The organism is Metabacillus indicus LMG 22858 (assembly GCF_000708755.2).
Lineage (GTDB): Bacteria > Bacillota > Bacilli > Bacillales > Bacillaceae > Bacillus_P > Bacillus_P indicus.
Genome location: NZ_JGVU02000008.1, coordinates 19,620 through 35,245 on the forward strand (window position 1 = coordinate 19,620; position 15,626 = coordinate 35,245).

Genomic DNA, 15,626 nt, shown 5'->3' on the forward strand with positions numbered 1-15,626 from the left:
GCATTTGCCGGGCAGCTTCTGCATGCTGGAGTTCTAATCACTTACCTGTACTTCCTCAAATCCTTCAGACAGAACCACCCGATCAGACCGATGATCGTAAGAAGTAAACCGCAAATAAGGAGCACGCGGCCGCCGCCAAAGATATCGGTGAAAAACGAAGCTGCAGCGAGGCCCGCAGGAGGAAAAACACTCGTAAGAGCACCGATTGTTCCGAACACTCTTCCCTGCATGCTGCTCGTTACCTCAAGTCTGAGTATGACATGTATGAGCAGGGTACTGAATGAAAATAAAAATCCGACCAGCAAAATGACGGGAATCCCAATCACAGCCGAGTCAATTTTTCCAAGAATGGCATAGAGCGGACCGAGGGCGATTGTACTGCCAAGAATAATCATGCCTCTATGAACCAATTTCTTTTCAAATGCCATAATCAGTCCTGCCCCGGCCATGTAACCAAGGGGGATGCTTGCTTCAATCAGGCCGAATTCAGCAGGGGATGCTTTCCACTCTTTAATGGCAATTACCTGAATGATCATTAGCGATGTGGTAAAAAACAAAATGAGAACAGGAGATAGAATGGTAATTGCCCGTGCGAACGGTTCTTGCCATATATATGTGAATCCAGTGAGCAAATCCTGCTTAAACGTTGTTTTTTCTGCATAGGTCCGCTTGTGTTCTGGGAAATTTTTCACCGCGAGTACGAGAATGACAGATACAAAGAACATAAGCGCATCAATTAAAATAGCCGCAACACCGCCATAAGCAGCCACAACAATTCCGCCAGCTGCAAACCCCAGTGTTCTTGCAATATTGTCTGCAAGACTCATAGCCCCTGTTGCTGCCTGGATTTTCTCTTTGCCGACCACATCAGTGAGCGAAGCGTTAAAAGCAGGAGCCTTGAACAGCCCGGAAAGGGCCGTGCCTGCAGTAAGAAGGATGATGACCCAGAACGGAGTTTCCACCGCAATTGCTGCGGCAAGGCAAACCACAAGCAGAGCCCTTATCAAGTCTGATATCCACATCATTTTTTTCCGGTTCATCCTGTCTGCCGCCGTGCCTGCTATGGAGGCAAAACACGTGGTCACAAGCATATGGGTAATCAGGACGGCAGACATAAGGGAGGCGCTGTCATAGGTTTTCAGCACCCAGATATTCAGGGCGATCGTATGGAACGTCCCTCCAAAAATGGAAAGGGTATAAGCGGTGAAAAGAGACAAAAAGGTTTTGTTTGACCATAAGCTTTGCTTTTGCAGCAAGACGTGAGCAGACTGAGGTTCAGCCATTATGTTCAGCCCCTTTACTTAATCGTTTAAGTTACGCTGGTTTACAATCTGTTTAAAAGACGAGTAAAGAACTAACTTAATCGTTTAAGTTAAGAATATGCAGTTTCATCCCAGCTGTCAATCTCTCTTTTTTGGGGCGGGGATTGTTTACAATCATCTAATTGGTGATAAAGATAAGAAAAAGACGGAAATAGAGGTGCGGAACATGTTTTCAGCATTCACAAAAAATTTCAGCAGGCCAAAAGGTTTCTTAGGAATTGTAGCAGGCAAAATCATGGCACTTGAAAACACAACGATTAATAAATGGACAATCGGCAAACTGAAGATAAGGCCTGGGGACCGCGTTCTGGAAATTGGATTTGGTCCGGGCTACAGTATTGGTTTCATGCTGAAGCATTATCGCAGAGTCATTATAGACGGAGTGGATGTTTCTGAAACGATGAAGGAACAGGCAGAAAAGCAGTTCAGCACCTATGTGAAAAATGGACGCGTGAAAGTAATGAAGGCCGATGCCGAAACAGTCGAACTTCCTGCGAACACGTACGACAAGCTGCTTTCAGTCAACAATTACACGATTTGGAATGACCCGAGAGCAGGGCTTGAAAATCTTACGAAGTCCCTGAAGCCCGGAGGAATGGCCGCGATCACGATGCAGCCCAGGGAAGAAGATGCATCAGCCGAAAAAACAAAAATGTTCGGCAGGCAGATCCGCGATGATATGCTCGCCTGCGGATATGAAGATGTAAGGGTATCCTTTAAAAAAGTGCGTCCTGAGCTGACTGTCTGCGTGACAGGCATCAAAAAAGGAGGAAGATGAATGAACATCCAGCATGAGCTGTTTGAAGGAGATGGAACGATACCGAACAACACAGAGCTTCCGCTGCTCGTCTACAAAACCGCTTTTTCTGAAAAAGAGGAATTTGAAAATGCCCTAAAAAAGAACAGCTGGAACGGAGCCTGGGTCAACGGAGTCTACAGCTATCATCATTTTCACAGTTCCGCGCATGAAGTGCTCGGCGTACTCAGCGGAAGGGCTGAGGTTCTTTTTGGAGGGGAGGATGGACGCAAACTTCTATTGGAAAAGGGCGATGTGGCTATCATTCCGGCCGGAGTAGGCCATAAGTGCCTGCAAAAAGATGCGGACTTCCAGGTCATGGGGGCCTATCCGGACAATCAGGAAATGGATATGTGCACCGGAAAACCGGAGGAATATGAGAATGCCTTCAGCCGGATTAAGCAGGTTCCGTTGCCTTTAAATGACCCTTTTTTCGGGAGAGATGGACCTCTGTTTGAGTACTGGAAAGCTGGTGAATGACGCCACAACGCTGGGCGCATCATAAGGGAAAGTGGCGCAACTCGCCGGAATGACGCCACTTTTCTGATTGCATCGTAAAAGAATGTGGCGCAACTCGCCGGAATGACGCCACAAATCCCACAGCATCATAAGAGAAAATGGCGCAACTCACCGGAATGACGCAAAGTGTTTAAAGTTTGACACGATCACGTCAAATCATGTACTATACGTTTATGAGATTAAACATATAAACAATTAAAAGGCGGTAATAATAATATGGACAACATACACTCCATTCTTGCGGCCCAAAGAGAGTATTTTTTAAAAGGACATACAAGAAAACTCGAAGACCGCAAAAAAAACCTGGTTCGTCTCCGCAAGTCGATAAAAAGAAACGAGCAGGCCATTATAGATGCACTGAATAAAGACTTAAACAAATCTGAGTTTGAGGCTTATACAACGGAAATCGGGATCCTTCTTGAAGAGATCTCTTTTGCCGGCAAACATTTAAAAAAGTGGGCAGCTCCTGAAAAAGTAAAAACGGCGGTTACCCATATCGGCACGAGAGGAAGAATTGTTCCTGAACCTTATGGAACCGCGCTGATTATCGCCCCGTGGAACTATCCCTTCCAGCTTGCTTTATCGCCGCTTGTCGGTGCCATATCGGCAGGGAATACGGCCGTATTAAAACCTTCTGAATTCGCTCCTGCTGTATCCGGCCTGCTGAAACGTATGATTGAAGAGACGTTTCCAAAGGAGTACATCGCCGTTATTGAAGGCGGAATTGAAACCAATCAGCAACTGCTGGCAGAGAAATTTGATACGATTTTCTTTACCGGCAGCGTGCCGGTCGGCAAAATTGTGATGGAGGCAGCATCGAAGCATCTGACACCTGTTACTCTTGAACTTGGCGGGAAAAGTCCATGTATTGTCCACAATGACGCTGACCTTAAGCTCTCAGCCCGCAGAATTGCTTTCGGAAAATTTACAAATGCAGGTCAAACCTGTATTGCACCTGACTATTTAATGGTTCATGAAGACATAAAAGAGGAATTTATGACCCTACTCAAGTCAGAAATTGAGCAAATGTTCGGCAAGGATCCTCTCCAGAATGAAAAGTACAGCCGAATGATCAGCGAAAAGCATTTTGACCGTCTGACAGAGTTCATCAAGGAAGGGACCATTCTTTATGGAGGCGGGTCAAAGAAAGAGACGCTTACTATTGCTCCGACCATCCTTGGGGATGTAAGCACAGATTCTCCTGTCATGCAGGAGGAGATCTTCGGACCGGTTTTCCCTGTACTCCAGTACAGGGAGCTTGAAGAAGCCATCTCTTTTATCCAGGCACGTCCTAAACCGCTTGCGCTTTATTTATTTACTTCAGGCAAGGAGACAGAAGAGCAGGTGGTCAGCAGGGTTTCTTTTGGAGGAGGCTGCATCAATGATACGCTCATGCATATCGCAACTCCGCACCTGCCGTTTGGAGGAGTAGGAGAAAGCGGAATGGGCAACTATCACGGCAAATTCAGCTTCGATGCTTTTTCTCACTATAAAAGCGTTCTGAATCAGACAACCAGATTTGATTTTAGCTTCCGTTATCCGAATGCGAAAAACAGCTTGAAGATTGTGAAGCGGCTATTGAAATAGAGGCGAACCTTTTTTAAGGTTTGCTTTTTTTCTGCAAAAAATAAGTGATTACTCACTTTACAAAACGTCCTCTGTGTCATATATTATAAGTGAGTAATCACTCACATGTAAAGATCGGAGGGGAAACGATGAGTGAACCAGCTATCGTACTTCAGTCTGTTTCAAAGTCATTCGGAAAGAAAGAAGTTATTCAAGATGTAACATTTAAAGTCGATAAAGGGGAGATCTTCGGACTGCTCGGACCATCCGGTTCAGGAAAAACAACAATCATCAAAATGATTGTGGGAATTGAAGAGCCAACCAATGGAGAGGCAAGTGTCCTTGGCGTCCGAATGCCGGATTTGAATATGCTTAAGAATATAGGATTTATGGCGCAGTCAGATGCTTTGTACTCTGAGCTTACCGGAAAAGAGAATGTGTCCTTTTTTGCTTCGTTAAGCGGACTGAGAGGAAAGAACAAAAAGGAAAGAATTGAATACGTGCTTGATCTTGTCAATCTTGCTGAGCATGCCGGAAAGCGGACCGGAGACTACTCGGGAGGAATGAAGCGCCGGTTATCGCTTGCTATTGCCATGCTTAATGAACCGCAGGTTTTAGTTCTTGATGAACCGACCGTTGGAATTGATCCGATTCTAAGGCAGTCCATATGGGAGGAGCTCGAGCGGATCAGGCATTCCGGTACGGCTATTGTCGTGACTACGCATGTGATGGATGAAGCAGAAAAATGCGGCAGAATCGGTTTTGTGAGAGATGGAAAGCTTATTGCAGCGGGTACGCCAGAAGAACTGAAAAGCGAAGCAAAAACGGCGACCATAGAAGGGGCATTTTTAGCATACGGAGGTGAGCGCAAATGAGAGTGATGGCCATTGTGATCAGAATCATTCAGCAGTTTTTCCGCGATAAGCGGACACTTGCGCTTATGCTTGTGGCGCCCCTGTTTATCTTGACGCTGATGCACTTTATTTTTGACAGTGAAGCCTATACGCCGAAAATCGGAGTGCATGGAGCTCCTGAACAGCTTGTCGCTGCTTTGGAGAAAAATGGCGCAGAGGTGGAGGAGTTCAGCAAAAATGCAGGCAAAGACTACATCGAAGAGAAAGATCTTGATGCATTTCTTGGTGTTGATCAAGGGAAACAGGAGATATTGGTTGAGGGATCAGATCCAAGCGTCAGTAAGTCTGTACTCGGGCTGATACAAAAAAGCGCACAGCCCGGACAGCAAGGGAAGGCAGACATTTCATACGTGCATGGATCAGAGGAAATGTCTTCTTTTGATTACATTGGTCCGGTTCTAATTGGTGTCTTTATTTTCTTCTTTGTCTTTTTAATTTCAGGTGTTTCGTTTCTGCGCGAACGCACAAGCGGGACACTCGACCGGATTATGGCAACGCCGCTTAAACGCTATGAGCTTGTCCTTGGTTATGTGATAGGGTTTGGTATCTTTACAACCTTTCAGGCGATCCTGATTTCCGCTTTCTCGATCAGTGTTCTGGATATGATGATGGAAGGCTCTTACTTTTACGTGCTTCTCATAACCTTCTTGCTTGCCATGACCTCTTTGACGCTCGGCACGCTCCTTTCTGCGTTTGCCGGCAATGAGCTGCAGATGTTTCAGTTCATTCCGCTGATCATCGTCCCGCAGGTGTTCTTTTCAGGTCTGTTTAAGCTTGAAACCATGGTGGAGTGGCTTCAGGCAATCAGTTACGCTATGCCTCTGAAATATGGGGCCGATGCCCTGCAGGAAATCATGATCAGGGGAAATGGCTGGGAGCATATTGCGAATGATGTATATGTGCTGCTTGGATTTGCCGTTTTATTTCTTGTTCTGAACATCTTTGCTTTGAAAAAAGTGAGAAGACTGTAGTGACTGCTCATTTTCAGATATAATAAATGTATTGATGAATGAGGAGTTTTTTAAATGAGTGAACACTTTTCCATTGAAGAGCTATTGAGGCTGACCGATGAAGATGTGAAAATGAGCGATAAACAGAAAAAGGTCGTGGAAGCGGCCATTGAAATATTTGCCGATAAAGGATTTGCAGCTGCATCAACAAGTGAAATTGCGAAGAAAGCCGGTGTCGCAGAGGGCACAATCTTCAGGCATTATCAGACGAAAAAGGATCTGCTGTTTGCAATCGTAAAGCCAACGATCACCAAATTTGCAGCTCCGTTTCTCGTGAAGAACTTTATCGGAGAGATTTCTAAGCAAAAGCATGAAGATCCCGAGCAGCTCATGCGATTTATCCTGGAGAACCGGTATGAATTTGTGAAAAAAAATCAGCCTGTCGTAAAAATTCTTCTTCAGGAAGTATTCTTTCACGAAGAATTTAGAGGGGAAATCAGAAAAGTTATTGAAACACACGCCATGGAAAAGCTGAAGGAGCTTATCGTTTTCTTTCAGGAAAAAGGGGAAATGGTTAAAATGCCGCCTGAAACGGTGCTGAGGATGATTGTGACCAGCATTATGGGCTTTTTGTTTGCAAGGTTTATTCTTCTTCCGGATTTGGATTGGGATGATGAGGCGGAAAAAGAATATACCATTCAGTTTCTGCTGTATGGATTAATGAAAAAATAAAAAGAGGCTGGGACAAAACCCTCCTCTGAACTGAAAAAGCCGGTGACATTTTACGAGGAGTAAAATGTCACCGGCTTTTATACTTTTTAAATTAAAATATGAAAATTCACTGCCAACCACTAAGGCAGCAGGGTGAATTCCTGAATAACACAGAAAAAGGTGAATTATTCGAAGCCCAGCCTCTTTTATATTTGACCATATGGTGTTACCAATTCGATTATCTTTTTTACATTAAGAAGAAAAAATCACCATTCAATATTGATTATTTTTTTCTGGAAATAACCGGACTGGATAGTATTTTGTATACCTAAAACAATGAAAGCCCTACCTCTCTTTCATCCTTACGGCTCCTTGTCCGCGCCAGTGTGAGTCAGGATTGCAAAAATCAAGCGACTATTTTATCGAGTTTTTGATGAAACTTCAAACGTTCGTAAAAGAAATTAAAAAAATAGAAATGGATTAGATTGCAGAAATAACAAAAGAGGTGAATGCTCTAATAGTGAGCTGAAGAAGTGGGCTGTTTTTGAATAGATTTGCTTTTAATAGTAATCATATTCCCGTAAGATTCAGGAAGTTGTATGACATTACCTATAATCAGCCTTAACAGAAACTATTTATTTGATGATCAGTGATCCCTTTAATGACTCCCAGTTCACTAATCAAAAATTCATGTGCGTTATCCAGCATTTTTTTTTCGCTTGTATTAAGTGCTTTTTCTTTCTTCATACGCATTAAATCACGTATAACTTCAGCACCTTCTTGTATGTTGCCAGTTTTAATTTTGTCCGTGTTTACTTTATATCTTTGTTTCCACGTCAGTAATCTATCTGATTCTCCATGCTGAAAAATGTGTATGATGTGCTTTAATGCAAGTATGTCAGTAACTGGGCGTATACGTGAACTCAGTATTTTATCCGTAGGAATCATGACTTGCATATTGCCTATTAACATATTTATGACATAATATTGCTGGTTTTTCCCTGATATTTCCTTATCTTCTATAGCTTTAATGATACCGACTCCGTGCATTGGATAAACAATGTTATCGCCAATTTGAAACAAATAATCCACCTCCATATATGGTAACCTTCTAAAGCTTAACATATAGATTATTTTTTATCAAATTTTTAATGATATCATAAATTTATTTTTGGTGTCAACTACTTTTTCCTTTGAAGATCAAAAAAAGAAAATGCAGCAGGAAACGTGTCGGATTACCAATAAAGGGAAGGTGGATTTTCCTGCGAATATCAAAAAAAAGCATACTAATTTCTATGCAAATTAGTATGCTGATTGATATATGATTTACCGTGTTATTTAGGACGCTGTTTTTTCTTACGCTGCTTTTCTTTTAAACCGCGGAAACTGTATCAAAATCGCCACAATACCACATAGAGCAATCAGTACCGGATAAAAGGAGTACGGCAGAATGCTTGTCGGGGAGATGGAAGCAAATTCAGCCGCTGAAAGCATCTGCGCACCGTATGGGATCAGTCCCTGGATGCTGCATGAGAAGATATCGAGAAGACTTGCTGATTTACGTTTATCGATTTCATACTTGTCCGCCATATCTTTGGCAAGAGGGCCCGTTGCAATAATCGAGATTGTGTTGTTTGCCGTTGCAAGGTTCGTAGAGCTGACAAGGCCCGCAATCGCAAATTCTGCCCCTCTTTTAGAAGAAATACGCTTCGTCATGGTTTCAAGAATGAAGTGAATGCCGCCGTTTCGCTTGATCAGCTCTACCATACCGCCAATCAGGAGCGAAAGAATGACAAGCTCAGCCATTCCCATGATGCCGTCTGTTATTTTCTGCAGAAACGCTGTTAGTGTGTAGCTTCCGTCTGCCATTCCAATAACTCCGCCGAGGATAATGCCTCCTGCTAAAACAGCAATGACATTTACTCCAAGCAGTGCTGCTGCAAGAACCCCGATGTATGGAAGCATTTTTACCCAGCTGTACGCTTCAGGTGTAACTGGTGCCTGTCCGCCCAGTGTGATGACGACAAGCACAATGCACGTAATAATGGCTGCGGGCAGCACGATAAAGAAATTTGCTTTGAATTTGTCCCGCATTTCTGTTTGCTGTGTTCGGACAGCTGCAATAGTTGTATCCGATATGAACGACAAGTTATCTCCGAACATGGCTCCGCCAATAATGGCACCCATTGCAAGAGCCACTGAAATGTCTGCCTCTGTACTTATTCCGACTCCAATCGGAGCAAGAGCGGCAATCGTACCTGTAGAGGTACCCATCGCAAGCGAGATAAACGCGCCGATGATGAACAGCCCTGCAATCAGCAGGCTCTGAGGCAGGAAGGACAGTGCCAGGTTAACCGTCGACTCAACGGCGCCCATTCCTTTTGCCACTTCCGAAAAAGCACCCGCAAGAATAAAGATAAAGACCATGATCATTAAGTCAGGGTGTCCCGCTCCTTTTGAGAAACTCTCCACTTTTGATGTGAAGCTTTCTTTCCGGTTCATGATAAGGGCTGCTGCTGCGGCAACAAGGATTGCCACAAGGATCGGCATTTTATAGAAGTCTCCTGTGATGATGCCCGATCCCACAAATAGTCCGATGAAAATAACGAGGGGCAAAAGTGCCCAGCCGTTAGCTTTTGTCTTCATAATAACCACCTTTCGTTTCTTCCGTAATCATAGTGTTCCGCTCTCTGCAGATAAAAACTGACTGCATAAAAAAAGATCTCTTCTTGATAACAAGAAGAGATCCTATATCCGGAATGGAAATAAGCTCTTCTCATTTTTCAAGCGCATGGCTTGCTGGAATTGGCACAGCACTCACAAGGATTGCGAGTCCGCTGCCGAGGCATCACAGGGCCAGTCCCTCTGCCTCTCTTAATAAGAAGATGATATGTGTGTTTTAAAAAATACCTTTACTACATTAAGGGGTTGCGGTGCAAAAGTCAAATGGCAGTTTTTACTCAATTTATAATCAAAATTGTTTGAATTTTTCACTGTGTATGGAATAATATGGACTATATAGTCGGTTTTATAAAAAGGAAGGGCGGGCTGCATGTGGCTCCAATTGTATCAGAGGAATATAAGGAGAAGAAGAAGCGGCATATTCTGGACAGCTCTCTGAAGGCATTCGGGGAAAAGGGATTTCAGCTGGCCACCATCGATGACATTGTAGCTGAATCCGGATTGAGCAAAGGAGCCATCTATAACTATTTCAAAAGCAAGGAAGACATTTATCTGCAGCTGATGCAAAGGAAGACAGAAGAGAATATAGCAGGGCTAAAAGAACGTTTCCGAAAAAAGGAAACGGCCGAAGAGAAACTCAGACAGTTCTTCGAAAACTATCTGGAAATCAAGCTTTCACCGGACTGGCAGCGGATGATCGGCGTTCACCTTGAGTTTTGGATTCATTCAGGACGGGATGAAGAGCTGAAACGGGTGATGACTGCACGATATGAAGAGGTTTACCGGACGCTGCTGATGGAGATTTTGCAGGAAGGAATTGATCAGCTGGAATTCCGGCCGGATGCGGACCCTGCTATTATCTCGTCATTGGTATGGGGAACAATTGACGGCACCTGCCTTCATTATTCTGTCATCGGAAACGATTATCCGTTCCGGGAACAGATGAAGACACTTGAAGAAATGGTGTTTATGTACGTAAGAAAAGGGGAGAGAGAATGATTACATGTAAACGGCTGTCCCAATGTACACTTCAAGATGCATTGATTGCATGGAACAAGGGGTTTGAAGGCTATGATTTTGATATGACTCTCACACTTGAAGCCTTTCTGAACAGACTTGTATTTGAGAATCTTTCACCCGCGTTGTCCATTGTGGCTTTTGACGGAACCGAACCCGTCGGACTGATCTTAAACGGCGTCAGGTCCATTGACGGCAAAAACGTCTCCTGGAACGGAGGCACCGGAGTTGCCCCTGCATACCGGAGCAAAGGCGTCGGGAAAAAGATGATGGAAGAAGTCCTGTCCATCTATGAAAAAGAAGGAGTCCACACGGCTACACTTGAAGCACTTTCGCATAATAACCGGGCAATCAAGCTGTACGAGAAGATGGGATATCAGACGGCAGATCAGCTTGTTCACCTCGGATATTCGGCTCCATTGACACTCGATCCGCCCGCTCTAACGCATGATATTCACTGGGAAAAGCCGCATAATTTAGCGGAGCACTCTTTTTGCAGCAGGCTAATTCCATGGCAGGTGCAGTGGCAGAACATTCGTGACGGTGAAGCGCTGCTTGCGGTTGAGAACGGAAAAACGATTGGCTATGCCCTTTCAAAACGCAAATACGATGAAGAAGGAAAGCTTTCCGGGATTCTCCTGTTTCAGTGCGAAGCTCACCCTGAGCATGAAAACAAAGAAGATGTCCTTAAATCTTTGCTGCACGAAGCATTTGCGTTTTCAAATAAAGCTGACATCAGCAGGACAGCCGTGAATTTCCCGAGAGCTCATTCTGTCTGCGGCATTCTTGAAGACGAGGGATTCATCGTAAAAGCAGAGCAGGTCTTTATGGTAAAAGAGATGACTGCATAAAGTTCAGTCCTCTGCAGACCCTATGAGAAAAAGAAAGCGGGTGCTGCACATGAACCGGATCCTTATTCTTCTGCTTCTATGTCTTCCGGCCGTTCTTGTTCAGGAACAGACTCAAGCCTCGGCTGAAGCTCACGTTCAGTCGTACGAAGAGTACGGAAGAGTAGCTATGAAAAAAACGATGGAAAAATACCCCGGTGCACAGATCACCGATTATCTTCATGTCGGGAAGAAGACAAAAGGCATCATCTCAACAGAAACCTTCAAGCTTGTTCTTAAGGAGCGGGGCAAAACGTTTGAGATTTTCGTCTATGTGGAGTACAGCGAAAAGACGAAAAAGGTAACGAACGTAACATTCAAAGACGCATAAAAGAAACGGATGGCAAATGCCTCCGTTTCTTTTTTTTTTGCCTATATTTATTGAAAAAGTTTACAAATAAGTTTGACAATGATTGCCAATATGATATATAGTTAATTACATAAGTAACTAACCAATGAACAGACAGGAAGAGGGGTCAGTCACATGAATCCATTTTTAGACACTGACAGGCCGATATTTCAGCAGATTGCAGAACAGGTTGAAGACGATATCATCAATGGCTTAGTGCAGGAAGGAGAAAGGGTGCCGTCAACGAATGAATTTGCAGCGCACTATCAGATCAATCCTGCAACTGCAGCAAAAGGAATTAATCAGCTGGTTGAAAAGGGCATTCTTTTTAAGAAAAGGGGAATTGGGATGTTTGTAGCAGACGGGGCAAAGAGCAAGCTGGTTCATCAGCGCAAGGAGCAGTTTTTTGAAGCCTATATCCTGCCGCTGAAATCCGAGGCGCAAAAGCTGAATATCAGTGTGAGCGATTTGAAAGAAATGCTTGAAAAAGGGGGCGGAGCAAATGAACGTTAGCATCACGGGATTAACAAAAGAATATGGGAAAAAGAAAGCATTGGACGCCATTACAATGCAACTCGAAGGGAATAAAATCTACGGCCTTCTCGGCAGAAATGGAGCAGGCAAAACCACGCTGATGCAGATTCTTGCAGGGCAGGTCATGCCTGATGGCGGCGAGGTTCTGATCGGCGGCCAGAAGCCGTTTGAAAATCAGGCAATTACAGAATCGATCTGCCTTATCAATGAAAGCGAAAATTTTAAAAAGGGAATGAAAATCGGCGACATCTTCAAGTTTGCCGGGTACTTTTACCCGAACTGGAGCCTTGAAACAGCTGAAAAACTCCTTGAGGAATTTTCACTGGATAAGAAAATGAAAGTTAAATCGCTGTCAAAAGGAATGGAATCTGCGCTCGGAATTACCGTAGGACTCGCAAGCCGCTCGCCTATCACCATCTTCGATGAACCGTATATCGGCCTTGATGCTGCAGCCAGAAGCAGATTTTACGATCTTCTTCTGGAAGAATATGAGGTCTGGGAAAGAACGTTCATCCTTTCCACACACCTTATCGATGAAGTCAGCAGGCTGCTTGAAGAAGTGCTGATTGTTTCGGACGGAAAGCTTTTGATGCAGAAAAATGCCGATGAGCTTCGCGAGGAATCGTTCATCGTAAACGGCCCTAGATCAGATGTATCCGCATTTACAGCAGGAAAGAATGTCATTCACCGGAAAGCATTCGGCAGCATGGAACAGGCGGTGCTGTACGGGGAAAGCAAATCAGAGGCACAAAAAGCAGGACTCAAAGTAGAGCATGTGCCTGTGCAGGAATTGATGGTTTACTTGACAGAAAAAACGAAAGGCGGGGTATCAGCATGATCAGACAGTGCCGCGGCATACTGTTGTTTGAAGTATTGGACATCCGTAATTCCCTTGCGATCTTCTGGAGTATTCTCATTGCATGTATGGCTTTATCCTACGGAATTCAGTTATCAACTGGAGGCAATTTGACAGTTTCAAGCGGAATGGCGGTTTACATTTTCAGCTCGATTGCCGGTTTCCTGACAGTAAAAGAAACGTATCCGTTCAGCATCAAAATGGGCGCGACAAGACGGAATTATTATGTGACGACAAGCTTGTTCCTGCTGATGCTTGCATTGTTTATGGCTGCTTCCCATACGGTATTGATTATGGTGCTCGAAGCGATGGAAGCCTTTGGACCAGGCGAGCTGAAATTGTTCTACCTATCGATGATCCTTGAAAGTGAGTTCCCGTATTTGACGAATTTTTATGTGGATACTGCCATTTGCTTCTTTCTTCAGGCCATGTTCTTTGTGCTTGGAAGTATTTTTTACCGCTTTGGCCTCCTTGGCGGATATGCTGCTATTGGTCTTGCTGCAGTCCTTCTGTTTATTCCGGCCGTTCGGGATGAATTTATCGCAGTAATATTCAAATTTGGAGGAGAACAGGCGCTTGCATACCACGGAGGCCTGATGGGGGTTGGAGCACTTCTATTAGTGTTAGGATGGTTTATTCTCATAGGTGCCGCTGCCAAATCAGTAATGACAAGATAAAGAGAAAGCAGACCGTTTCCGGTTTGCTTTTTTCAGTTTTTAAGAGATTAGAGGAAGAGGAACAAGCATATATATGTGTGAAAGGCTTGGCCGCACAGGCTGCTGAAATATGAAGAGAAAAGGAGCCATTATGAAGGAGCTAATTTACTCACTGCTTGAGACGCTTGCAGATCTTGGTTATTACGGGATTGCGCTCGGTTTGATGATTGAAATCATTCCGAGTGAAATTGTGCTTGGCTACGGAGGATATTTGATTTCACTCGGCCGGGTAGACTTTACAGGTGCTGTGATCGCCGGCGTAGTTGGCGGAACCTTAGCGCAGCTGTTTCTTTATTGGATGGGGTATTACGGAGGAAGACCTTTTCTTGAGAAGTTTGGAAAATACCTTTTCATCAGCGGCCATCATCTGGATCTATCTGAAAAATGGTTTGAAAAATACGGAGCTGGGGTTATTTTCACGGCAAGATTTATCCCAGTTGTGAGGCACGCCATCTCCATTCCTGCCGGGATTGGGAGAATGCCGCTGTGGAGATTCACCGTGTACACGGTGGCAGCCATGATTCCCTGGACCATTTTCTTTTTATATATGGGCATTCAGCTTGGCACGAATTGGACGCAAATTAAAGAAGCCGCAGAGCCGTTTGTGCTGCCGATGATACTCATTATGACGCTTGCTGGCATTGGCTATTACTTAATGAAAAAAAATGAAGCAGGAGAAAAAAGAATGTAAGCGAATTAAACAAACGTTTGATTAAATGTATGTTGGATGCGTTTAGGGCTATTAATAATAGTAGAATGCGCGGCAAGGGGGATGTGAATGTTCAGCCAGTACAGCAAGCTAGCAACAGAAGTATATGATATAGACAAACCGGTGGGCCATTCCTTTGGCGATCTGGAGTTTTACCGGGAACGTCTGCGAGAAGTGCAGGGAAGAATTCTTGAGCCGGGAGCGGGTTCTGGAAGAGTGTACATTCCTTTGCTTGAGGACGGATTCGCCATCGAGGGCATCGATACCTCGGCACATATGCTTGACTCATGCAGAAAACGCTGCGAGGAAAGAGGACTTCGCCCTGTGCTCACAGAAGCAAGCATGAGTGAATTCAAGCTTCCGGGAAAATTTGACGCGATTATTTTGCCTGCAGGCACTTTTCTGCTGATTGAAGACCGGAGGGAATCTGTCCATGCGCTGAAGAATTTTTATGACCATTTAACAGAGGGCGGCCGTCTCATTCTCGATCTTGACCTGCAGCCGGAAAAACAGCTGAATCAAGTGTTCACCAGCACGTGGGAAACGCCCGATCAGCACATCATCACAATGGAGGCAAAGCAGGTTGAGTACAGCGTGCTAGAGCAGTATTCCGTGACCTATCTGAAGTATGAAAAGTGGAAAGACGGAAAGCTTTCAGAAACCGAGCTTCAGAGGTTTGCCATGAGGTGGTACGGAGTGAAGGAATTTAAGCTGGTACTAGAACGCCTCGGCTTTACAGACATTGTAATTTCTGCGGACTATACATATGGAGCAGCACCGGAGCATGACCGGCAGACGATTACGTTTGAAGCTGTAAAACCGGAATGATGAAAAGGGAAGAGGGCTGAAGGGCGGTACTGGTTAAAGTCCCGGAAAATTGGTGCCTCGGTGGTTTTTGCTGACAGTTGATTGATTACAGTTTTTAGCCAATACATCCAGAAAATAAAGTGGACTGAATCGGAAGGCACTTGACTCCTTGTCCAGCTGCAGCGCTCAGGCTCCTCTGTCAGAACAAAATCCCCCAAAAAGTCAAAACCGGACTTTTCGGGTGATTTCTTATCTGACTGCCGGAGCAAAACGGGCGCTTCCGCTTTTCTA

The 15,626-nt window shown here is 44.5% G+C and carries 17 protein-coding genes and 1 riboswitch; of the genes, 14 read left to right on the top strand and 3 right to left on the bottom strand.

All coding sequences use genetic code 11. The features are described 5' to 3' along the window. Positions 1-41: 41 nt before the first annotated feature. A complete protein-coding gene (locus tag AZ46_RS18960) occupies positions 42-1,283 on the bottom strand; it encodes an MFS transporter (protein WP_029286265.1) in 1,242 nt (413 codons plus the stop codon). A 274-nt stretch (positions 1,284-1,557) separates the two neighbouring features. Here AZ46_RS18960 and AZ46_RS18965 point away from each other — a divergent pair, with 274 nt between their 5' ends. From AZ46_RS18965 to AZ46_RS18990, 6 genes are all read left to right on the top strand, one after another. Beyond that, positions 1,558-2,100, top strand: coding sequence for a class I SAM-dependent methyltransferase (locus AZ46_RS18965; RefSeq protein WP_235728255.1), 543 nt, complete (start codon positions 1,558-1,560; stop codon positions 2,098-2,100). Further along, entirely contained in the window at positions 2,101-2,598 is a 498-nt protein-coding gene (locus AZ46_RS18970; protein ID WP_029286269.1) for a cupin domain-containing protein, read from the top strand. A gap of 255 nt (positions 2,599-2,853) precedes the next feature. Next, the gene (locus AZ46_RS18975; RefSeq protein WP_029286271.1) at positions 2,854-4,224 is read left to right on the top strand and encodes an aldehyde dehydrogenase; all 1,371 of its coding nucleotides are present in this window, start codon (positions 2,854-2,856) and stop codon (positions 4,222-4,224) included. Between the two features lie 128 nt (positions 4,225-4,352). Continuing rightward, complete coding sequence (locus tag AZ46_RS18980) at positions 4,353-5,078, top strand: ABC transporter ATP-binding protein (RefSeq protein ID WP_029286272.1); 726 nt, start codon at positions 4,353-4,355, stop codon at positions 5,076-5,078. Next, positions 5,075-6,088, top strand: a complete 1,014-nt coding sequence (locus AZ46_RS18985) for an ABC transporter permease (RefSeq protein WP_029286274.1) — start codon at positions 5,075-5,077, stop codon at positions 6,086-6,088. The genes AZ46_RS18980 and AZ46_RS18985 overlap by 4 nt, the downstream gene beginning before the upstream one ends. A 54-nt stretch (positions 6,089-6,142) precedes the next feature. Then, positions 6,143-6,799, top strand: coding sequence for a TetR/AcrR family transcriptional regulator (locus AZ46_RS18990; RefSeq protein WP_029286276.1), 657 nt, complete (start codon positions 6,143-6,145; stop codon positions 6,797-6,799). Between the two features lie 600 nt (positions 6,800-7,399). Here the strand turns inward: AZ46_RS18990 and AZ46_RS18995 are convergent. Continuing rightward, the gene (locus tag AZ46_RS18995; RefSeq protein WP_029286278.1) at positions 7,400-7,876 is read right to left on the bottom strand and encodes a CarD family transcriptional regulator; all 477 of its coding nucleotides are present in this window, start codon (positions 7,874-7,876) and stop codon (positions 7,400-7,402) included. 258 nt (positions 7,877-8,134) lie between these two features. Next, complete coding sequence (locus AZ46_RS19000) at positions 8,135-9,427, bottom strand: Na+/H+ antiporter NhaC family protein (protein ID WP_029286280.1); 1,293 nt, start codon at positions 9,425-9,427, stop codon at positions 8,135-8,137. Positions 9,428-9,551: 124 nt separating this feature from the next. Beyond that, positions 9,552-9,662, bottom strand: a riboswitch (SAM riboswitch). Between the two features lie 170 nt (positions 9,663-9,832). On the opposite strand from AZ46_RS19000, the gene AZ46_RS19005 reads away from it, so the two are divergent. From AZ46_RS19005 to AZ46_RS19040, 8 genes are all read left to right on the top strand, one after another. Continuing rightward, the gene (locus AZ46_RS19005; protein ID WP_029286282.1) at positions 9,833-10,459 is read left to right on the top strand and encodes a TetR/AcrR family transcriptional regulator; all 627 of its coding nucleotides are present in this window, start codon (positions 9,833-9,835) and stop codon (positions 10,457-10,459) included. Continuing rightward, a complete protein-coding gene (locus tag AZ46_RS19010) occupies positions 10,456-11,328 on the top strand; it encodes a GNAT family N-acetyltransferase (RefSeq protein WP_029286284.1) in 873 nt (290 codons plus the stop codon). The genes AZ46_RS19005 and AZ46_RS19010 overlap by 4 nt, the downstream gene beginning before the upstream one ends. Positions 11,329-11,377: 49 nt before the next feature. Next, complete coding sequence (locus tag AZ46_RS19015; RefSeq protein ID WP_029286286.1) at positions 11,378-11,695, top strand: DUF3889 domain-containing protein; 318 nt, start codon at positions 11,378-11,380, stop codon at positions 11,693-11,695. 153 nt (positions 11,696-11,848) lie between these two features. Then, positions 11,849-12,226 (top strand): GntR family transcriptional regulator, encoded by a 378-nt coding sequence (locus tag AZ46_RS19020; RefSeq protein WP_029286288.1) that lies wholly within the window; start codon positions 11,849-11,851, stop codon positions 12,224-12,226. Beyond that, positions 12,216-13,085, top strand: coding sequence for an ABC transporter ATP-binding protein (locus AZ46_RS19025; protein ID WP_029286290.1), 870 nt, complete (start codon positions 12,216-12,218; stop codon positions 13,083-13,085). The genes AZ46_RS19020 and AZ46_RS19025 overlap by 11 nt, the downstream gene beginning before the upstream one ends. Continuing rightward, positions 13,082-13,780, top strand: a complete 699-nt coding sequence (locus tag AZ46_RS19030) for a hypothetical protein (RefSeq protein WP_029286292.1) — start codon at positions 13,082-13,084, stop codon at positions 13,778-13,780. The genes AZ46_RS19025 and AZ46_RS19030 overlap by 4 nt, the downstream gene beginning before the upstream one ends. 130 nt (positions 13,781-13,910) lie before the next feature. Then, positions 13,911-14,510 carry an undecaprenyl phosphate transporter UptA gene (gene uptA, locus AZ46_RS19035; protein WP_029286294.1) on the top strand — a complete coding sequence of 200 codons (600 nt, stop codon included), beginning with the start codon at positions 13,911-13,913 and terminating at the stop codon, positions 14,508-14,510. 87 nt (positions 14,511-14,597) lie between these two features. After that, positions 14,598-15,356, top strand: a complete 759-nt coding sequence (locus AZ46_RS19040; RefSeq protein ID WP_029286296.1) for a class I SAM-dependent methyltransferase — start codon at positions 14,598-14,600, stop codon at positions 15,354-15,356. The last annotated feature ends 270 nt before the right edge of the window (positions 15,357-15,626 follow it).